The 19,895-nt window shown below is 72.7% G+C and carries 17 protein-coding genes; 11 read left to right on the top strand and 6 right to left on the bottom strand.

The window, feature by feature from the left end; genetic code table 11:
- Positions 1-75 precede the first annotated feature (75 nt).
- From FFT10_RS07730 to FFT10_RS07720, 3 genes are read left to right on the top strand one after another with little or no spacing between them, the layout of a single operon-like run.
- Complete coding sequence (locus tag FFT10_RS07730; RefSeq protein ID WP_228027005.1) at positions 76-1,449, top strand: S1 family peptidase; 1,374 nt, start codon at positions 76-78, stop codon at positions 1,447-1,449.
- Positions 1,401-2,414, top strand: coding sequence for an FHA domain-containing protein (locus FFT10_RS07725; protein WP_137732218.1), 1,014 nt, complete (start codon positions 1,401-1,403; stop codon positions 2,412-2,414). The genes FFT10_RS07730 and FFT10_RS07725 overlap by 49 nt, the downstream gene beginning before the upstream one ends.
- The gene (locus FFT10_RS07720) at positions 2,411-3,121 is read left to right on the top strand and encodes an SDR family NAD(P)-dependent oxidoreductase (protein WP_137732217.1); all 711 of its coding nucleotides are present in this window, start codon (positions 2,411-2,413) and stop codon (positions 3,119-3,121) included. Before FFT10_RS07725 ends, FFT10_RS07720 begins: the two co-directional genes overlap by 4 nt.
- Before the next feature lies 1 nt (position 3,122).
- Here FFT10_RS07720 and FFT10_RS07715 read toward each other — a convergent pair whose 3' ends face one another.
- Positions 3,123-3,878 (bottom strand): RNA methyltransferase, encoded by a 756-nt coding sequence (locus FFT10_RS07715; protein WP_228027004.1) that lies wholly within the window; start codon positions 3,876-3,878, stop codon positions 3,123-3,125.
- Positions 3,879-3,992: 114 nt separating this feature from the next.
- Between FFT10_RS07715 and FFT10_RS07710 the strand changes: the two genes are divergently transcribed.
- Positions 3,993-5,126 (top strand): inositol monophosphatase family protein, encoded by a 1,134-nt coding sequence (locus FFT10_RS07710; RefSeq protein WP_137732216.1) that lies wholly within the window; start codon positions 3,993-3,995, stop codon positions 5,124-5,126.
- A gap of 58 nt (positions 5,127-5,184) precedes the next feature.
- Positions 5,185-6,804 carry a gamma-glutamyltransferase family protein gene (locus FFT10_RS07705; RefSeq protein WP_137732215.1) on the top strand — a complete coding sequence of 540 codons (1,620 nt, stop codon included), beginning with the start codon at positions 5,185-5,187 and terminating at the stop codon, positions 6,802-6,804.
- 22 nt (positions 6,805-6,826) lie between these two features.
- On the opposite strand, the gene FFT10_RS07700 is transcribed toward FFT10_RS07705, so the two are convergent.
- The 3 genes from FFT10_RS07700 to FFT10_RS07690 all read right to left on the bottom strand — a co-directional run bounded on the left by FFT10_RS07700 (position 6,827) and on the right by FFT10_RS07690 (position 10,996).
- On the bottom strand, positions 6,827-8,554 hold the full coding sequence (locus FFT10_RS07700; RefSeq protein ID WP_162520716.1) for a response regulator: 1,728 nt from the start codon (positions 8,552-8,554) through the stop codon (positions 6,827-6,829).
- A gap of 94 nt (positions 8,555-8,648) precedes the next feature.
- On the bottom strand, positions 8,649-9,815 hold the full coding sequence (locus FFT10_RS07695) for a HupE/UreJ family protein (RefSeq protein ID WP_228027003.1): 1,167 nt from the start codon (positions 9,813-9,815) through the stop codon (positions 8,649-8,651).
- On the bottom strand, positions 9,812-10,996 hold the full coding sequence (locus FFT10_RS07690) for a hypothetical protein (RefSeq protein WP_228027002.1): 1,185 nt from the start codon (positions 10,994-10,996) through the stop codon (positions 9,812-9,814). The genes FFT10_RS07695 and FFT10_RS07690 overlap by 4 nt, the downstream gene beginning before the upstream one ends.
- 190 nt (positions 10,997-11,186) lie before the next feature.
- On the opposite strand from FFT10_RS07690, the gene FFT10_RS27950 reads away from it, so the two are divergent.
- Together FFT10_RS27950 and FFT10_RS07685 are read left to right on the top strand one after the other, a co-directional pair.
- Entirely contained in the window at positions 11,187-11,363 is a 177-nt protein-coding gene (locus tag FFT10_RS27950) for a hypothetical protein (protein WP_162854852.1), read from the top strand.
- A 105-nt stretch (positions 11,364-11,468) separates the two neighbouring features.
- Complete coding sequence (locus FFT10_RS07685; protein WP_137732213.1) at positions 11,469-12,449, top strand: Gfo/Idh/MocA family protein; 981 nt, start codon at positions 11,469-11,471, stop codon at positions 12,447-12,449.
- Between the two features lie 9 nt (positions 12,450-12,458).
- Here FFT10_RS07685 and FFT10_RS07680 read toward each other — a convergent pair whose 3' ends face one another.
- On the bottom strand, positions 12,459-12,866 hold the full coding sequence (locus FFT10_RS07680; RefSeq protein WP_228027001.1) for a MarR family winged helix-turn-helix transcriptional regulator: 408 nt from the start codon (positions 12,864-12,866) through the stop codon (positions 12,459-12,461).
- A gap of 119 nt (positions 12,867-12,985) precedes the next feature.
- On the opposite strand from FFT10_RS07680, the gene FFT10_RS07675 reads away from it, so the two are divergent.
- Together FFT10_RS07675 and FFT10_RS07670 are read left to right on the top strand one after the other, a co-directional pair.
- Complete coding sequence (locus tag FFT10_RS07675) at positions 12,986-14,926, top strand: FAD-dependent monooxygenase (protein ID WP_137732211.1); 1,941 nt, start codon at positions 12,986-12,988, stop codon at positions 14,924-14,926.
- A gap of 52 nt (positions 14,927-14,978) precedes the next feature.
- Positions 14,979-15,392, top strand: a complete 414-nt coding sequence (locus tag FFT10_RS07670; RefSeq protein ID WP_137732210.1) for a hypothetical protein — start codon at positions 14,979-14,981, stop codon at positions 15,390-15,392.
- Between the two features lie 28 nt (positions 15,393-15,420).
- Here FFT10_RS07670 and FFT10_RS07665 read toward each other — a convergent pair whose 3' ends face one another.
- Positions 15,421-15,960 (bottom strand): CHRD domain-containing protein, encoded by a 540-nt coding sequence (locus FFT10_RS07665; RefSeq protein ID WP_137732209.1) that lies wholly within the window; start codon positions 15,958-15,960, stop codon positions 15,421-15,423.
- A 215-nt stretch (positions 15,961-16,175) separates the two neighbouring features.
- Here FFT10_RS07665 and mutS point away from each other — a divergent pair, with 215 nt between their 5' ends.
- Positions 16,176-18,809, top strand: coding sequence for a DNA mismatch repair protein MutS (gene mutS, locus FFT10_RS07660; RefSeq protein WP_228027000.1), 2,634 nt, complete (start codon positions 16,176-16,178; stop codon positions 18,807-18,809).
- 98 nt (positions 18,810-18,907) lie between these two features.
- The gene (locus FFT10_RS28570) at positions 18,908-19,894 is read left to right on the top strand and encodes an ABC transporter ATP-binding protein (protein ID WP_137732208.1); all 987 of its coding nucleotides are present in this window, start codon (positions 18,908-18,910) and stop codon (positions 19,892-19,894) included.
- Position 19,895: the final 1 nt, after the last annotated feature.

Below are 19,895 nucleotides of genomic sequence, written 5' to 3'. Positions count from 1 at the left end.
CGCAACAGGGTGGCGTGCCAGTGTAGTGCGGCCCTGCAAGCCGTGCAGGCAACGGCCCGCGCCTACACTGGCGCGGTGATCCGCTGTCTGCACGCTTCCGCCCTGGCCTTGGCCCTGAGCTTCGCCACGGTCTGGCCCGCGGCAGCACAGGCGCCGGCTGCCGCAGCGCCGGCCGCGGCGGCGAGTGCCACCGTGTCGGGCACCGGCCAGCGCATCTATGCCGACATGCAGCCCCGCCTGCTGCAGGTGCGCACCCTGCTGAAGACGCAGGACAGCCAGTCGTCGGTGGGCTCGGCCTTCCTGGTCACGGCCGAAGGCCACCTGATCACCAACTACCACGTCATCAGCAGCTATGCGCTGGCGCCCGAACGCCACCGCCTGGTCTATGCCACGGTCGATGGCCAGCAGGGCGCGCTGCAGTTGCTGGCCTTCGATGTGCTGCATGATCTGGCCCTGCTCAAGCCGGTGGACCCGGCACCGTTGCGCGGGCGCGGCGCCGTGCCGTTCCGGGCCGATGGCGCCGAGCCCGAGCGCGGCGCCCGCATCTTCTCGCTGGGCAATCCGCTGGATGTGGGCTTCGCCGTCACCGAAGGCGCCTACAACGGCCTGGCCGAGCGCCACTACCTGCCCACGCTGTTCTTCGGTGGCTCGCTCAGCAGCGGCATGAGCGGCGGGCCGGCGCTGGATGCCCAGGGCCGGCTGGTCGGCGTCAACGTGGCTGCCCGGCGGGATGGCGAGCAGGTCAGCTTCCTCGTGCCCGCGGCCTTGGCGCAAGCCCTGCTGGCCCGGGGCCGCAACGCCGCGCCCATCACCCAACCGGTGCATGGCGAGATCGAGCGCCAGCTGCTGGCCCACCAGGCCGGCCTGGTCGATGCCTTCATCGCCCAGCCCTGGCGCGCGGCCGGCCATCCGCGCTACCGCATCCCGGTGCCGATGGAGACCTACTCGCGCTGCTGGGGCAGCGGCACGGCCGCCGGCGGCCGCGGCCTGCTGTTCGAGCGCAGCGATTGCGCGATGGACAGCGCGGTGTTCATCGACGAACGCCTGCGCACCGGCACCATCACCGTGCGCCACGAAACCTACGACGGCAGCCGGCTGGGCCCGCTGCGCTTCCAGCAGCGCTACAACGCCAGCTTCGACAACGAGGTGGTGGGCCGGCGCGACAGCCACCGCGTCGCCGCCCTGTGCACCGAGCGCACGGTGCGCGCGGGCGGCGGCCTGCCGCTGCGGGCGGTGGTCTGCCTGCAGGCCTACAAGAAGCTGCCGCAGCTGTTCGACCTGAGCGTGCTCACCGCCTCGCTGGACAGCGGCACCACGGGCGTGCAGGGCCGGCTGGATGCGCAGGCCCTGAGCTTCGACAACGCCCAGCGCCTGGCGCGGCACTACCTGGAGGGCTTCGGTTGGACGACGCCACCGCCATCCACCGCCCCGAAGACCGGCGCGCGCTGATCGAGCTGCTCGACCGCGACGGACGCGCGCGCCGCACGCTGGACGTGCACGCCTGGCCGGTGACGCTGGGCCGCGCACTGGACAACACCTGGGTGCTGGACGACCCCCACGTGGCGCCCCACCATGCCACGCTGGCGCTGGGCGAGGACGGCCTGCCGCAGCTGCTGGTGGGCGACAGCCGCAACGGCGTGCAGATCGGCCGCCGCGTGCTGCGCGCGGGCGAGCAACTCGCGCTGCCGGCCGCCGGCGCGGTGCTGCTGATCGGCGGCCAGCGCCTGCGGCTGCGCCTGGCCGGTGCGCCGGTGGCCGCCGAATATCCGCTGGCCCGGCCGCTGGTGGCCGGCACCGCGCTGTGGGCCATGCTGGCCGCCTGGGTGCTGGCCCAGGTGGCACACCGCTGGGTGCAGCTCGATCCCGGTGCCGACCTGGTCGAGTGGCTGCCCTGGCTGCTGGGCCTGCCCACCGGCCTGGCGGTGTGGTGCGGCCTGTGGGCGCTGGGCTCCAAGCTGTTCCGCCATGGCTTCGAGTTCAGCAGCCATGCCGCCATCGCGCTGGCCTGGCTGCTGGTCTATGAGCTGCTGGACCAGCTGATGCCCTTCAGCGCCGCGGCGTTCGACGCGCCCTGGCTGTGGCAGGCCTACCACCAGTGGGGCCTGCCACTGCTGGCCATGCTGGTGGTGCGCAGCCACCTGCGGCAGCTGCTGCCGCAGCGCGGCGTGGCCATCAACGCCGCACTGGCCACGGTGCTGCTGGCCGGCATGCTGGTCACCGGGGTGATCAACCAGCGCCAGCTGGGCCGGGTGTTCAGCCAGCCCTACATGAGCACGCTGCCACCGCCGGCGCTGCGCTGGGGCGGCACCACCACCATCCCGGCGGTCGACCAGGCCCTGGTGCCGCTGCGCGACCTGCTGCAGCAGCGCGCCCGCGAGGCCGCCGCCGACGACGGCGAGGACGGCACGCCATGACGGCAGCGTCGATGGCCTCCCTGCCCGACGGCTACCGGGCGCTGGTGGTCGGCGCCCGCGGCGGCATCGGCGCCGCCTTCGTCCAGGCGCTGCAGGCCGACCCGCGCTGCGCCACGGTGGTGGGGCTGCACCGGGGCACCGACCCGGCGCTGGACCTGGCCGACGAAGCCAGCGTGGCCGCCGCCGCCGCAGCGCTGGCGCCCGCCGGCCGCTTCCACCTGCTGGTCAATGCCGCCGGCCTGCTGCACGGCCCCGGCTTCCAGCCCGAGAAGAAGCTGGGCGACCTGAACACCGCCCAGCTGCTGGCCACCTTCACCGCCAATGCCATCGGCCCGGCGCTGCTTCTGCGGCACTTCAGCCCGCTGCTGGACCGCCAGCGCGCGCTGCTGGCCATGTTGTCGGCCAAGGTGGGCAGCATCGGCGACAACCGGCTGGGCGGCTGGTACAGCTACCGCGCCAGCAAGGCGGCGTTGAACATGCTGCTGGCCACCGCCGCCATCGAGCTGCGCCGCAGCCAGCCGCAGACCGTGGTGGTGGCGCTGCACCCGGGCACGGTCAGCACCGGGCTGTCGGCGCCGTTCCGCGGTGGCGAGATCGGCCGGCCGCCGGACGTGGCCGTGGCCCAGATGCTGGCCACGCTCGATGGGCTGGCACCGACCGACAGCGGCAGCTTCGTGGCCTACGACGGCCAGCGCCTGCCCTGGTAGATCAGCCGCCTGATTTGCCCACGGCGCGGGCAATGCCGCGCAGGATGTGCAGTTCCTCCGCCGTCGGCTGGGCCCGCTGGATCAGCTGCTGCAGCCGCGGCATCAGCCGCTTGGGCGCGGCGGGATCGAGGAAGCCGATCTGCTCCAGCACCTGCTGCCAGTGGTCCAGCGCGCCAGCCACCGCCGCGCCGTCGGCGGGCACCGTGGCGGCGGTGCGGGCCTGCACCGAGAAGGCGCCCAGCGCGCAGCGCCAGTCGTAGGCGATGCATTGCAGCGCCTGCGCCAGGTTCAGCGAGCCGTAGTCCGGCGCGCTGGGGATGCTCAGGCAGACATGGCAGCGCCAGACATCGGCGTTCGCCATGCCGAAGCGCTCGCTGCCGAAGACGAAGGCCACGGTCTGCGCGCCGGCGGCCACCTCGGCAGCCAGGGCCGGCAGCCGGTCGCGCGGGGCGAAGGTGGGCGGGCCGAAGTCGCGTGGCGTCATCGCGGTGGCGCAGGCGAAGCTGATGCCGTCCAGCGCCTCGGCCAGCGTGGGCACCACCCGGGCGCGCACCAGGATGTCGGCCGCGCCGCTGGCCATGGCCACCGTCTCCTCCTGGCTCAGCACATCGGCAAAGCGCGGCGCCACCAGCACCAGGTCGGAGAAACCCATCACCTTCATCGCCCGGGCGGCCGCGCCCACATTGCCGGCGTGGCTGGTGTTCAACAGCACGAAACGGGTGGCATCGTGGGCGGCGAGCGGTGTGTTGGCGGTCACGTGCGGGTAAACTCCAGGGTTGCCTGCGTGATTGTCCGGCGTTCTCCCGCCAGCCACCGCCACGCCGCTGCTCTTTCTTTCCGCCGCCCTGCTCCACCCCTGTCCGGACACGCCATGTCGCAATCCCTGCACCCCATGCTCAACATCGCCATCAAGGCCGCGCGCGCCGCGGGGGCGATCATCAACCGGGGCTCGCAGGACCTGGACATCCTGAAGATCAGCAGCAAGGGCCCGAACGATTTCGTCAGCGAGATCGACCAGATGGCCGAGCAGGCCATCATCGAGACGCTGCTCACCGCCTATCCTGGCCACGGCATCCTGGCCGAAGAGTCGGGCCGCGAGCATGGCGCCAAGCACAGCGAGTTCACCTGGATCATCGATCCGCTGGACGGCACCACCAACTTCCTGCACGGCTTCCCGGTCTACGCGGTCAGCATCGCGCTGGCCTTCCGCGGCAAGGTGGAGCAGGCGGTGGTCTACGACCCCACCCGCAACGACCTCTTCTACGCCTCGCGCGGGCGCGGCGCCTTCCTCAACGACAAGCGCCTGCGGGTGAGCAAGCGCACCCGCCTGGCCGACTCCCTGATCGGCACCGGCTTCCCGTTCCGCAAGGGCGACAACTTCCAGCGCTACCTGAAGATGCTGGAGACCATCATGGGCGCCTGCGCCGGCGTGCGCCGCCCCGGTGCCGCCGCGCTGGACCTCTGCTACGTGGCCGCCGGCTGGTACGACGGCTTCTTCGAGACCGGCCTGAACCCCTGGGACATCGCCGCGGGCTCGCTGATCATCACCGAGGCCGGTGGCCTGGTGGGCAACTTCACCGGCGACGCCGATTTCCTCTACCAGCGTGAGGTGGTGGCTGGCAACCCGAAGGTCTACGCCCAGCTGGTGACCCTGCTGGCGCCGTACAGCAAGGCGATCAAGGCCGACGAGCCGGCCGATGCCGCGCCGGCCAACACCAACACCGGCGCGCTGGCCGCGGCGGCCGATGCACTGGCTGGCGCCGCGCTGCCGGTCGATGCGGCGGGCACCGCCGTGGCCGCCACCGAGCCGGCCCCGGCGGCTGAGCGCGAACGCAAGCCGGTGCGCATCCGCAAGGTCGACGCCCCGGCGGCCGATGGCGCGCAGGGCCAGGGCGCTGCCCCGGCGCGTGCCCCGCGCGCGCCCCGCGGCGACTTCAACGACCGCCCGCGCCACACCGGCCAGCCGGCGCCCGGCCGGCCTCTGCCCAAGCGCCGCGACGACTGACCGGCGCCTTGCAGCCTGGGCGACACGCCCGGCCGCGCCAGCCCGCCACAATGCGGGCATGAACTTCGACTGGACCAACCCCTACCCCACGGTGCGCAGCCCGTTGATGGCGCGCAACGTCGTCGCCACCTCGCATCCGCTGGCCTCGCAGGCCGGCCTGCGGATCCTGCAGCAGGGCGGCAACGCCATCGACGCCGCCATCGCCGCCGCCGCCGCGCTGACCATCGTCGAGCCCATCTCCAACGGCCTGGGCAGCGACTGCTTCGCCATCCTGTGGGACGGCCAGGGCCTGCACGGCCTGAACGCCTCCGGCGTGGCGCCGGCGGCCTGGAACCCCGGCTACTTCCGCCAGAAGTACGGCGACGCCAACGGCCACAAGCTGCCGCTGCGCGGCTGGGACACCGTCACCACCCCCGGCGCGGTGGCCGGCTGGGTGGCGCTGTCCAAGCGCTTCGGCAAGCTGCCCTTCGGCGACCTGCTGGCCCCGGCGATCGAACTGGCCGAGCGCGGGCACGGCGTGGGCCGCATCACCGCCCACAAGTGGGGCCTGCAGGTGCCGCAGCTGCACAACCAGCCCGGCTTCGCCCAGGCCTTCATGCCGCATGGCCGCGCGCCCAACCCGGGCGAACGCTTCGTGTTCAAGGAGGCCGGCGCCACGCTGCGCAAGATCGCCGCGACCAAGGGTGAGGCCTACTACCGCGGCGAGATCGCCGCCGCCCTGGTGGCCCACGCCCAGGCCAACGGCGGCGCGATGACGCTGTCGGACCTGGCCCAGTACCAGCCCGAGTGGGTCACGCCGATCCAGAAGGACTTTGCCGGCCACACGGTGCACGAGATCCCGCCCAACGGCCAGGGCATCGCCGCGCTGATGGCGCTGGGCATGCTCAACCACCTGGACATCGGCCGCTACCCGGTCGACAGCCTGGAAGGCCAGCACCTGCAGATCGAGGCCATGAAGCTGGCCTTCGCCGACACCTACCGCTGGGTGGCCGATGCCTCGGCCATGACCCAGGTGACGCCGGCCGACCTGCTGAGCGACGGCTACCTGGCCGAGCGCGCCAAGCTGATCGACCCCAGTCGCGCGCAGGATTTCCGGCACGGCACGCCGCCGGCCGGCGGCACCATCTACATGTGCGCCGCGGATGAGAGCGGCATGATGATCAGCTTCATCCAGAGCAACTACATGGGCTTCGGCAGCGGCGTGGTGGTGCCCGGCACCGGCGTCAGCCTGCAGAACCGCGGCCACGGCTTCACGCTGGACGAGACCCATCCCAACGTGGTGGCCGGCGGCAAGCGGCCGTTCCACACCATCATCCCCGGCTTCCTGACCAAGGACGGCAAGCCGCAGATGCCCTTCGGCGTGATGGGCGGCAACATGCAGCCGCAGGGCCACCTGCAGACCATGGTGCGCATGCTGGTGCACCGCCAGCAGCCGCAGGCCGCGTGTGACGCGCCGCGCTGGAAGGTGGCCACGGGGCTCAAGATCGACCTGGAGCACACCATGGCCCCGGCGCTGCAGGCCGGCCTGAAGGCCCTGGGCCACCAGTTCGAGGCCACCGACGACCCCTACATGGACTACGGCAGCGGCCAGTTCATCTGGAAGTTGAGCGACGACCTGGAGGACGGCTACGTGGCCGCCAGCGATTCGCGCCGCGACGGCCAGGCCGCCGGCTACTGAGCGCCCGGCGGGCTGGTCCCGCTCAGGCCGGCAACTGCGCCGCCACCGCCCGCCGCCCCGGCTTGCCGCGCGGCGCGGGCAGGTCCAGCCCGCCTGGCGGCCGGCCGGTGTCCTGGGCCAGCAGGTGGCTGCGGCCCACGGTGCTGCACAGCGCCTGCAGCAGGCCGCAGCGCTCGGCCAGCGCCTCGGCCTCGGCGATGTGCGCGCGGTGGCGCTCCAGTGCGGCCTGGGCCAGCTCCAGCAGCTTGGCATTGCGGGTGCGTTCCACCGCCTTCAGCAACTCCTCCACCGCCCGCTGGTGGCGGCCGGCCAGGCCCTCGGACAGCGCACTGCGGCTGATCTCGTTGATCTCCGCATGGGCGGTGCGCACCAGCAGGCCCAGCGAGGGCGCCGGGTCGCAGGCCTTGGCCAGCATCTCGGTCACCTGCTTGCTGACGCAGAAGCGCAGGCCGGCGGAGCGGGTCCAGTCGTCGGCCTGCTGCGGCGCCAGCCCGGCCGCGGCGCTGGTGGCGATCAACGACAGCAGGTTGGTGGCGGCCTCGACGTCGAAGCCGGGCGCCATCAGCTGTTCGGCCACCGGCATCAGGCAGGCCTGCAGGCCGAGCCGGTCCTGCGCCTGCACGGCCACCAGGGCCTGCGTCATCTGGCCCAGGCGGCGCAGCCGGTCCAGCCGGCCGTCGTCGGCCTGGCCGGTGTCCGGCGCGCGGGTCTGGCGGCCCAGCACGCCGGCCAGCTGCTTGTTGCACTGCCGCAGGCCGGCGGCATCGCCGCGCTGGAAACGCGCCATGGCCAGCAGCAGAAGGGTCTGGTGGTCGAACTGCGGTGATTCGCCGCCGATCTGGGCCGCATGCTCCAGCGCGGCCAGCGCCACGTCGGGCTCGCCGGCATACCAGGCCAGGATGCCGTATTTCTGCGCCCGCGCCACCGAGAACGGCGTGATCTCCACCGCCTGCCGGAAGGCGGTGATGGCGCCAGCCAGGTCGCCCTGCTCGGCATGGATGCGGCCCATCACGTCATAGGCGTCGGCGTACATCGGCTCGTCGGCCAGCAGGTTGCGGATGGTGGACACCGCCGCGCCGGCCTCGCCCTCGGCCTGCAGCACCCGCGCCAGGCCCAGCTTGGCCCAGGGCACGGCCTTGTCGGCCAGCACCGCGGCGTACATGGCGCTGGCCAGCGGCAGCTGCTCCAGCCGCAGCGCCAGCTCGGCCCCCAGCCGGGCGGCATGGGTCCAGTACGGGCCGCGCTGCTGGTAGCGCGCCTCGCACAGCGCCAGAGCATGGGCATGCGCGTCGGCCTCGATCGCGTCGTACACCTCGCGCAGCGCATCCTTGCGCTGGAAGGCGCTGATCAGCCGGTCCTCCAGCTTGCCCGGCGTGTAGGGCTTGATGACGAAGCCGTCCAGCGCCGACTCGGCCACCTGCGCCACCACCTGGTACGAGGCCTGGCTCGACAACATCACCACCACGGTGCGCAGCGGCAGCAGGCCGTCGCGGCGCAGTTCGTCGATCAGGGTCTGGCCCTGCACGCCGTTGTCGAGCTGGTATTCCACCAGCAGCACATCCACGCCGAGCGTGGCCATGTGCTGGCGGGCGTCGTGCGCGGTGGCCGACTGCAGCACCTGGCCCACGCCCAGCCCGCGCAGCTGCGCGGCCAGCAGGCTGCGGGCCGTGGCATGGCCGTCGACGACCAGCGCACGGCTGCGGGCGCCGAAGCGCGGCTGGATCTGCAGTTGGTGGGCGTGATCGGGCAAGCTGTCCTCGTCGAACCCCTTGTGGGGGATGCATGCGCCCGTCCGACCACCGGGCGCAACCCGGTTTGTCGGCAGCCCGCGGCGGAACTTGAGCCTAGAACGGCAACAGCTGCAGGTCGAACGCCCGCTCGACGAACCAGGCCGCCGCCAGCGCGGCGATGGCCAGCGAGCCGCCCCACAGCACCACGCGGCGGTAGAACAGGCTGCGGCGCAGCAGGTAGGCCAGCGGCAGGAAGACCGCCACGATGGCCAGCTGCCCCGCCTCCACGCCCAGGTTGAAGCCGACCAGCGCCAGCGCCAGCGCTTCACGCGGCAGCCCGAGATCGGCCAGCACGCTGGCGAAGCCGAAGCCGTGGACCAGGCCGAAGCCGAAGGCCACCGCCCAGCGCCGGCCCTGGAAGAACGGCCACACGTTGTTGAGCGCCGCCAGCACCACGCTGGCGGCGATGGTGGCCTCCACCAGCCGCGACGGCAGCGTCACCCAGCCCAGCGTGGCCAGCGACAGCGTGATCGAGTGCGCCAGCGTGAAGGCGGTGACGATGCGCAACACCTCCCACACCGCCACGCCCAGCCGCGGCACCGGCTGCCACACCGCGCGCTGGTGGCCAACGCCACGCGCCGCCCAGGTGCCCACCGCCGGCAGCAGCAGCGACAGCAGGAACAGGATGTGGTCGAAGCCGATCCAGATGTGCCAGACGCCATCGGCCGCGTAGTCGATGAACTGCCGCCAGCGGTTGACCTGCGCCAGCGTGAAGGCCTGCTGCGGCGCCTGCGGCCCCAGGATGGCGGCCCGCGTGGCGCCGTTGGCCGCCAGGTTGAGCAGGCCGCGGTGCTGCGGGTCGAGGTCGGCGAACAGGCTGTAGCCGACGTCCAGCACCACCGGCGCCCGCGGGCAGGTGGCGGTGAGCGGCAGCACGCTGTAGGCGCCGTCGGTGTGCTCGTCCACCTGCTGCGGGCCCACCACCAGGCTGCAGGCCTGGCCGTCGGCGCGCAGCGCCAGGTGGGCCTGCGCCAGGCCGGCGATGTCGGCATGGCGGCTGCGCACCTCGCCCCAGGTGATGCGGCCGTCGCCGTCGGCGTCCAGGCCCAGCGCGAGGTCGAGGTCGCGCAGCGCGATGTCCCAGCGGCCGGTCAGCACTGCGCCGTCCGCCGCCAGCGTCAGGTAGCTGTCCGACGGCTTGTGGGCCTGCGCCGGCGCGCCAGCCAGCAGCAGCCACAACACCGGCCACAGCGCCGGCAGCCAGGCGAGGCGGCGGTTCAACGCAGCCCCTTCAGCGCCGCGGCCAGCGGCTGCAGCGCCACGCTCTGGATGCCGGACGCGGCCATCCAGTCCAGCGCCGGCTGGGCGGCGGCGGGCTGGCGCGCGGCCAGTGCGGCTTCCAGCAGGATGCGGGCATCGGCCGGCTCCTTCTGCACCGCGAAATTCTGCTGCGCCAGCTGCAGCGCCCGCGCGGCATCCCGCTGCACGCCGAGGGCGAAGCGCGATTCCTCCTTCTGGTGGCTGGTGTCGCCGCGCTGGCGGGCGGCGGCAAAGCGCGCCGCCAGCGCCTGGGCATGGCCGGCAGCGCTGGCATCGCCGGTGGCCCGCGCGGCGAGTGCCAGGCGCAGCAGCAGCACGTCGGCCTTGCCGCGGTCCTGCAGCAGGCTCAGCACCTCGGCCGGGCGGCCGCGGTCGAGCAGGAAATCGGCATAGGCCGCCTGCAGGTAGACATCGGGCAGGCCCAGCGCGAGGCCGGCGCGGAAGGCGGCCTCGGCGGCGGCGAAATCGCCACGGCGCTCCTCGGTCTCCGCCAGCCGGGTGGTGGCCCACAGCCGCGCCTCGGCACTGGCACCGGGCTGCTGCGCCAGCGCGGTGCGCAGCGCTGCCGCCGCATCGCCCGCCTGGCCGGTGACGGCATCGATCTGCGCGCGGCAGGCGGTGGCGATCAGCGGCGCGGCCAGTGGGGCCAGGCCGGCGCAGCTGCGGCGCGCGCCGGCGTAGTCGGCCTGCACCAGCTGGATGGCGGTGCGCCAGGCCCAGGCATCGCCGTTGGCGGGCTCGGCCTGCAGCGCGGCGTCCAGGTCGGCCAGCGCCGGGGCGAACTGGTGGTCGAACTGCAGGATCTGCGCACGCAGCACCCGCACCGCCACCGGCGGATCCGGCAAGCTGAACCAGGGCTTGAGCGCCGCCTGTGCATGGCCGACGAAGCGCGGATCGCCCTCGGCAGCCACCTCCTCGAAGCAGCGGCGGGCATAGGCGACGGCGGTGGCCAGGTCCTGCGGCGCCCGCAGCCAGGCCTGGCGCAGGGCCAGCAATTCCCGGGCGCGGGGGTCGGTGGCGCGGGCGGGCACGGTGGCCAGCACCTGGCCATCGCTGGCGGGGACGAAGGGCGCTGCATGGGCTGGCAGCGCACAGAGCAGGGCAAGGGGCAGCGCCAACAGCGCGGTCATGGATCCGGTCACGGCTGCATGTTATCGGTCTGGGCGCGGCCAGCGGGTTGGTGCAGACCGTGTCAACCGATTGGCGAGGCCGGCGTTGTGGACAGGTGTGCTGACGGTGCGATGGTTCCGGCAGCCACGGCAAGGTCCGATGCATTCAGGGTTTTCCCTGTGCCGGATTCCACAGCACTGTCCCAACCGAGAGATCGACAACATGACCAAGCTCTTCACCGCCCTGATCCTGACCGCCTTCGCCTTCGGCGCCCAAGCCGCCTCGCACGCCGGTGGCGCCCCGATGAAGGACAAGGCCGCCAGCGCCCCCGCCGCCGCCGCCAGCGCCGCCAAGAAGGACGCCAAGCCGGCCGCCAAGAAGGAAGAAGCCAAGAAGTAATTCTTCGGGCTTCCGCCAAAGAGGGCAGGTGCTTCGGCACCTGCCCTTTTTTCATGCCCGGGCCGCCGCCACTAGACTCGCGGGCCTTGTCGACGGACACCACACATGCCTGATCTCCTGAATGTCGGACTCATCGGCCTGGGCGTCATGGGCCAGCGCATGCTGGCGCGCCTGGCCCAGCACCCGCGCCTGCGCGCCGCCCGGGTGTGGGACGCCGACCCCGCGGCGCTGGCCCGCACGCTGGCGGCCTTTCCGGCGCTGCAGCCGGCCGACAGCGCCGAGGCGCTGATCGCCAGCCCCGACCTGCACACGCTGTACATCGCCACGCCGCCGGCGCCGCACATGGTGCTGTCGAACCGGGCCTTCGATGCCGGGCTGGCGGTGTTCTGCGAAAAGCCGCTGACGGTGGACTTCGACGCGGCCCGCCGCACCATCGCCCGCATCGCGGCCGAAGGCCACCGTGCAGCGGTGAACTTCTCGCTCGCCTCGTCGCCCGGCCTGGCCGCTTTGCAGGCGGCGGTGCAGGGCGGCATCGGCACGCCGCAGGCGGTGCAGATCGCGCTGGCCTTCGCCGCCTGGCCGCGGCCCTGGCAGGCGGCGGCCGGCGCCTGGCTGGCCGAGCGGGCCGAGGGCGGCTTCACCCGCGAGGTGCTGTCGCACTTCATCTTCGTGCTGCAGCGGCTGCTGGGGCCGGCCCAGGTGCTGCAGTCGGCGCCCGACTATCCGGCCGATGGCCGCAGCGCCGAGCGCGCCCTGACCGCCACCCTGCAGGCCGGCGGCGTGCCGGTGCAGGTGCAGGCTGCGGTGACCGGCGCGGTGGACGACTTCAACCGCTTCCTGCTGCAGGGCAGCACCGGCGCGGTGGAACTGCGCGACTGGTTCGGCCTGCAGCGCCGCCAGGCCGACGGCAGCTGGCTGGGCGACGGCGACCCGGCTGCCCTGCGCCAGCGCGGCCAGGCCGACCAGCTCGACCAGTGGGTGGCGCTGATCGAGGGCCGGCCGCACAGCCTGCCCGGCTTTGCCGAGGCGCTGGCGGTGCAGGAGACCATCGAAGCGCTGCTGGCCGGCCAGGCGCCCGCGGCCTGACCGCCGCCGTCAATCCAGCCCCAGCGCCTTGCGCGCCAGCGCGGCGAAGGCGGCTTGTTCGGCGTCGGTCAGCGGCGCCAGGATCTGCGCCTGCAGCGCTTCCACCGTCGGCCGCACGGCGGCCAGCTGCGCCAGCCCGGCCGGCGTGGCATGCAGCAGGCGGGCGCGGCGGTCATCGGGGCTGACCAGCCGCTGCACCAGGCCCTTGGCCTCCAGCCGGTCGACCACACCGCCGATGGTGGCGCGGTCGAAGCTGATGGTGGCCGCCAGGCTGGCCTGGTCGATGCCCGGCTGCTGGACGATGGCATCCAGCGCCGCGAACTGCACCGACGTCATGTCGACGCCGATGGCCTGCATGCCGGCCTGGAAGGTCTGGGTCGATTGCTGGTGCAGGCGCCGGATCAGGTGTCCGGCCATCGCGATCCTGTGCATCGCTGCGGGTCTCCGTGGGTGCCCGGATCCGGGCTTGACCAGTGTAGCGTTGCATGCATATGATATGCATACATACTATTGATCCACGACGGCACGGAGACACCATGCAATACCACCGCGACGGCTTCCGGCCCGGCGACCCCGACCTGCAGCCCGCCGCCCCCGGCCACCGCCGCGCGGGCGACCCGCTGCCCACCGAGGTGGATGTGCTGATCGCCGGCTCGGGCCCGGCCGGCCTGTGCCTGGCGGCGCAGCTGGCCCGCTTCCCGCAGATCCGCACCATGCTGGTCGAGCCCAAGCTGGCGCCGATGGAGAAGGGCCAGGCCGACGGCATCAGCGTGCGCTCGATGGAGATGTTCCAGGCCTTCGGCTTTGCCGAGCAGGTGATGCGCGAGGCGGTGTGGATCAACGAGACCACCTTCTGGGCACCCGGGGCTGACAACCGCCAGCTCGACCGCGTGGCCCGGGTGCAGGACGTGCCCGACGGCATCTCGGAGATGCCGCATGTGCTGATCAACCAGGCGCGGGTGCATGACCTGTTCCTCGCGCAGATGCGCCAGTCGCCCAGCCGCCTGGTGCCCGACCTGGGCCTGAAGGTGGCGGGGCTCACGGTCGACCCCGGCACCGACGACCATCCGGTCACCGTCACCCTGGCCCACACCGCGCCGGAGCGCGCCGGCCAGACCCACACCGTGCGCGCGAACTACGTCATCGGCTGCGACGGTGCCCGCTCGACCGTCCGCAGTGCCATCGGTGGCGCGCTGCACGGCGATGCGGCCCACCAGGCCTGGGGCGTGATCGACCTGCTGGCGGTGACCGACTTCCCCGACTGGCGGATGAAGAGCTTCGTGCGTTCGCAGGACCAGGGCACGCTGATGGTGCTGCCGCGCGAGGGCGGCCACCTGGTTCGCCTGTATGTGGAGATGGACCAGCTGGCCGACCACGAGCGGGTGGCCGACCGCGGCCTGGCCGCGGCGGACATCATCGCCAAGGCGCAGCACATCCTGGCGCCCTTCCAGCTGGAGGTGAAGGAGGTGGTCTGGTGGTCGATCTACGAGATCGGCCACCGGCTGACCGACACCTTCGACGATGTGCCGGCCGGCCAGGCGGCCCGCCGCACGCCGCGGGTGCTGCTGGCCGGCGATGCCTGCCACACCCACAGCCCCAAGGCAGGCCAGGGCATGAACGTGTCGATGGGCGACACCTTCAACCTGGGCTGGAAGCTGATCGCGGTGCTGACCGGCCGGGCCGATGCCGGCCTGCTGCACACCTACACCGGCGAACGGCGCGCCGCGGCCCAGGCCCTGGTGGACTTCGACCACACCTGGTCGCGGGTGGTGGGTGCCCGCACCACTGCACCGTCCACCGACGGCCTGCCGGACGTGGCTCGCGCCTTCGTCCAGAACCTGCCCTTCACCTGTGGCCTGACCGTGCGCTACGAACCCGGCCTGCTGACCGGCGTGGCCACCCACCAGGATCTGGCCAGCGGTTTCGACATCGGCATGCGCCTGCACTCGGCTCCGGTGGTGCGGCTGGCCGACGCCCGGCCGATGCAGCTGGGCCACTGCATCGAGGCCGATGCGCGCTTCCGGCTGTTCCTGTTCGCCCCGGCGGGCGACGACGGCCGAGCCGGCGGCACGCTGGCCAGCCTGTGCGCCTGGCTGGCCGACGACACGGCATCACCCCTGCGCCGCCACACCGCGCCGGGCGAGGACATCGACGCGGTGATCGACACCCGGGCGGTGTTCCAGCAGGGCTTCCGCGCGCTGGATTTCAACGCGATGCCGGCGCTGCTGCGGCCGCCGGTGGGTGCCTACGGCCTGCGCGACTACGAGAAGGTGTTCTGCGCCGACCAGCGCCCGGAGGCCGACATCTTCGCGCTGCGGGGCATCGACCGTTCCGCGGGCTGCATGGTGGTGGTGCGGCCCGACCAGCATGTGGCCCTGGTGCTGCCCCTGGCCGACCGCGGCAGCCTGGCGGCCTACTTTGCGGGCATCCTGCGCAGCCGGGCGTCCAGCCCGCCGGCAGCAGCGGTCGACCGCTGAATCCGGCGGGCGGCATCCGGCGTACAACCACACCACCATGCCACGCCCCACCATGCGACCCAACGAACCGCCTCACCACCGCACCCACCGTCCGCAGCCCTGGTGGGCCACCGCCATCCTGGCCGTGATGGGCCTCGGCCTGCCGGCACAGGCCGAGATCGTCGACATCCGCTTCGACGCGGAGCGCCGCTTCACGCACCGGTTCGAGGTCGCCGCCGGCAAGTTCGCCGAGGCCTGCGGGCAGATCCCCCGCGGCTCGGCGGTGCAGTGGCGCTTCCAGGCCAGCGCGCCGATGAACTTCAACATCCACTACCACGAGGGCAAGGCCGTGACCTACCCCGAGAAGCGGGAGGGCCGAGCCCAGGGCGACGGCACCCTGCAGGTGACCGTCGATGAGGCCTACTGCTGGATGTGGACCAACAAGACCGGGCAGCCGGCTGCCGTCACCGTCGAACTGCAGCGGTGATGGCGGCGGCCCGGCCGCGCAGGCCGGGTCAGTCGGCAGCCACGGCCAGCTGGCCACGCACGGCGCCCGCCGGGTACTGGCTGTTGTGCACGTTGACGTAGTAGTTCTCGGGGTTGGCCAGGATGTCGGCGATCAGGGCTTCCACGCTGGGCACGTCGGCCGCGAAGCGCGCGCGCTGGTTGATGCCGTCCAGGCAGTCGGCCGACTGGCCGCCCTGCGGCCAGGCCAGGTTGGCGACCACGGGGCCGTTCTGGCCGCGCTTGCCGGCGTGGATGTGCGCCATGCGCACACCCGGCTGCGGCGCCAGATCCAGCTCGCCGATGCGCTTGACCTGCAGGTTGTAGCAGAGGGTGTACTTGTTGGCATCGATGCCGAAGACGTAGACCTCGCCACGACCGTTCGGGTCGCCCACGATGGCGCTGGTGCCGGCGGTGTTGACCTGCTGGCGCCCGTCGAGGTCGGCATTCAGCAGCGCGTTCAGATGGCCGGCAAAGGCCGCAGGCGCGACCAGGGCCAGCGACAGCACGGCCTTGCGGACCAGGGGGGCGATGCGTTGGATCTTGCTCATGTTTCGTCCGGATGGTGGGTGAAAGGGGCGGCCTGCCGACCCTACCGGCCGGCGCGCCTCCACCCATACGCGGCCCGGATGCGGATGGATGCAAGCCATCCGGCATTCCCCCATGCGGGAGGCCCAACGCTGCCCTGGATGACCACGCCCCGGCCGGCCAACGGCCCCGCGGCGGCCCGAGCATCCGGACCGGCTGCCCTAACATCGCCCGCGCCATGCCCGATCCGACCCCCACCGCCGACCGCTTGAAGGGCGACGCTTCAGCCCACACACCCATGATGGCCCAGTACCTGGGCATCAAGGCCGGCTTCCCCGACACCCTGGTGTTCTACCGGATGGGGGATTTCTACGAGCTGTTCTTCGACGATGCACGCAAGGCCCACCGCCTGCTCGACATCACCCTGACCACCCGCGGCCAGAGCGCCGGCGAGCCGGTGGTGATGGCCGGCGTGCCGGTGCACTCGGTCGAGAACTACCTGGCCCGGCTGATCAAGCTGGGCGAGGCGGTGGCCATTGCCGAGCAGGTGGGCGACGTGGCCACCGCCAAGGGCCCGGTCGAGCGAAAGGTGGTGCGGGTGGTGACGCCCGGCACCATCACCGACAGCGCCCTGCTCGACGACCGCGTCGACACCCTGCTGTGCGCCGCCACCAAGATCCGCAACACCTGGGGCCTGGCCTGGCTGGGCCTGGCCAGCGGCCAGCTGGGCGTCACCGAATGCAGCGAGGCGGACCTGGCCGGCTGGCTGGCCCGGCTGGACCCGGCCGAGCTGCTGCATCCCCAATCCACACAAGCCGGCGATCTGGCCGACAGCCTGCCGGCCGCCATCACCCAGCACCGTGCCGCCCGCACCGCGCGGCCGGCCTGGCAGTTCGACACCGCCCTGGGCGAGCGCAAGCTGTGCGCGCTGCTGAAGGTGGCCTCGCTGCAGGGCTTCAATGCGCAGGATCTGGCCGTCGCCCAGGCCGCCGCCGCCGCGCTGCTGAGCTTCGCCGAGCACACCCAGGGCCAGGCCCTGGCCCATGTGGCGACGCTGGAAGCCGCCCGCGCCAGCAGCCTGATCGACCTGCCGCCTGCCACCCACCGCAACCTGGAGCTGACCCAGACCCTGCGCGGCGAGAAGGCGCCCACCCTGCTGTCGCTGATCGACAGCTGCCAGACCGGCATGGGCAGCCGCACGCTGCGCCACTGGCTGACCCACCCGCCACGTGACCGGGCGCCGGCCACCGCGCGGCACGCCGCCATCGCCGCGCTGCTGGACCACGGCGCCGAGCCGCTGCGCGCCGCGCTGCGGGCCGTCAGCGATGTGGAACGCATCACCGCCCGGCTGGCCCTGCGCCAGGTGCGCCCGCGGGAGCTGAGCGGCCTGCGCGCCACGCTGGCCCTGCTGCCGGTGCTGCGCGCCACGCTGCCCGATGCGGGCGCGGCCAGGTTGATCGACGAGGCCGCCGACGCGCTGCAGCCGCCGCCCGCGCTGCATGCGCTGCTGCAATCCGCGATCGCCGACGAACCCGCGGTGCTGCTGCGCGACGGCGGCGTGATCGCCACCGGCCACGATGCCGAGCTGGACGAACTGCGCGCCATCGGCCAGAACTGCGATGCCTTCCTGCTCGACCTGGAAGTGCGCGAGCGCAGCCGCTCCGGCATCGCCAACCTGCGGGTGCAGTTCAACCGGGTGCATGGCTTCTACATCGAGGTGACGGCCGGGCAGCTGGACAAGGTGCCCGCCGACTACCAGCGCCGGCAGACGTTGAAGAACGCCGAGCGCTTCATCACGCCGGAGCTGAAAGCCTTCGAGGACAAGGCGCTGAGCGCACAGGACCGCGCCCTGGCCCGAGAGAAATGGCTGTTCGACCAGCTGCTGGAGCAGCTGCAGGCCCACCTGCTGCCGCTGGGCGCGCTGGCCCGGGCGCTGGCGGCGCTGGACGCCCTGGCCGCGCTGGCCGAGCGTGCCGCCACGCTGGCGTGGTGCCGGCCGCGCTTCGTGCCCCAGCCCTGCATCGACATCACGCAAGGCCGCCACCCGGTGGTGCAGGCGCGCTTGATGGAGACCGGCGGGCCGGACTTCATCGCCAACGATTGCCGGCTGGACGCCCGCACCCGCATGCTGGTGATCACCGGCCCGAACATGGGCGGCAAGAGCACCTACATGCGCCAGGTGGCGCTGATCGTGCTGCTGGCATCGATGGGCTCCTTCGTGCCGGCCCAGGCCTGCACGCTGGGGCCGATCGACGCCATCCACACCCGCATCGGCGCAGCGGATGACCTGGTCAATGCCCAGTCGACCTTCATGCTGGAGATGACCGAGGCCGCCGCCATCGTGCATGCCGCCACGCCGCACAGCCTGGTGCTGATGGACGAGATCGGCCGCGGCACCAGCACCTTCGACGGCCTGGCCCTGGCCGGTGCCATCGCCAGCCAGCTGCATGACCGCAACCAGGCGTTCACGCTGTTCGCCACCCACTACTTCGAGCTGACCGAGTTTCCGGCGAAGCACCCGCGGGCACTGAACATGCATGTCTCGGCGGTGGAGGCGGGGCACGACATCGTGTTCCTGCACGCCATCGAGCCCGGCCCGGCCAGCCGCAGCTACGGCGTGCAGGTGGCGCGTCTGGCCGGCATGCCGGCCACGCTGGTGCGCCAGGCCCGCGCCACGCTCGAGGCGCTGGAAGCCCAGCAGCGCGCCGGTGATGCCCAGGTGGACCTGTTCGCCGCGCCGCCCGAGGCCAGCGCGGCACCCGAGCCATCGCCGGTGGACGCCGCGTTGTCAGCCATCGACCCCGATGCGCTGACGCCGCGCGAGGCGCTGGACGCGCTGTACCGGCTCAAGGGCCTGGCCAGCCGCGGCTGACGCGCGCTTGCCGTCCACCGGGCGGCATCTCGCGACAGGTGGCGGCGCTCTGTCGCAGATCAGGCAGGCCGCCCGGGTGGCCATGGGAGCATGGCTGCATGTCCCCCCTCAATGCCCCACCCACCCCGCTGCTCGACGCCCGCCACCTGGCCAAGCGCTACGGCGCTCGCCAGGCGGTGGCCGATGTGTCCCTGCAGGTGGCGCCCGGCACTCTGCTGGGCCTGCTGGGCCCCAACGGCGCCGGCAAGAGCACCACGCTGGCCATGATCGCCGGCCTCACGCCCGCCGACGGCGGCAGCGTGACCATCGCCGGCCAGAGTCAAGCCGATGACCCCGCCGCCGCCCGCCGCCACATCGGCCTGGTGACGCAGGAGCTGGCGCTGCACGACACGCTGAGCGCCCGCCGCAACCTGCTTTTGTTCGGCGCGCTGCACGGCCTGCGCGGCGCAGCATTGGCGCAGCGGGCCGATGCGGTGCTGGACCAAGTGGGGCTGGCGGACCGGGCCAACGACCGGCCCGAGACCTTCAGCGGCGGCATGAAGCGCCGCCTGCACATCGCCTGCGCCCTGGTGCACGACCCGGCCCTGGTGCTGCTGGACGAGCCCACCGCCGGCGTCGACCCGCAGAGCCGGCTGGCCATCTTCACCATGCTGGAGGCGCTGCGCGCCGCCGGCAAGGCCCTGGTCTACACCACCCACCACATGGACGAGGTGGAACGCCTGGCCGACCAGCTGGTGATCATCGACCACGGCCGGGTGGTGGCCCAGGGCACGCTGGCCGCGCTGCGCCAGCGCCTGCCGGGCCACCAGCGGCTGGACATCGCGCTGGCCACGCCGGCCGACGATGCCCTGCTGACCGCCGTGCGCAGCCTGCCCGGCGTGCACCAGGCCGATGCCCGGCCCGACGGCCTGACCCTGACGCTGGCCGACAGCGCAGCGCCGGAGGCGCCCGGCCTGGCCGGCAGCGCCGCGATGGTGCTGGCCCTGCTGTCGGCCCGCGGCATCACTGTGCAGCACCTGGCCAGCCAGCGCGCCACGCTGGAAGACGTGTTCATCGACCTGACCGGTCGGCAACTGAGAGACTGAC

This window comes from Pseudaquabacterium pictum (assembly GCF_005403045.1).
GTDB classification, from domain to species: Bacteria; Pseudomonadota; Gammaproteobacteria; order Burkholderiales; family Burkholderiaceae_C; genus Pseudaquabacterium; species Pseudaquabacterium pictum.
Note: the sequence above shows the minus strand (reverse complement) of the source record. Positions and strands in the feature narration are given on the sequence as shown.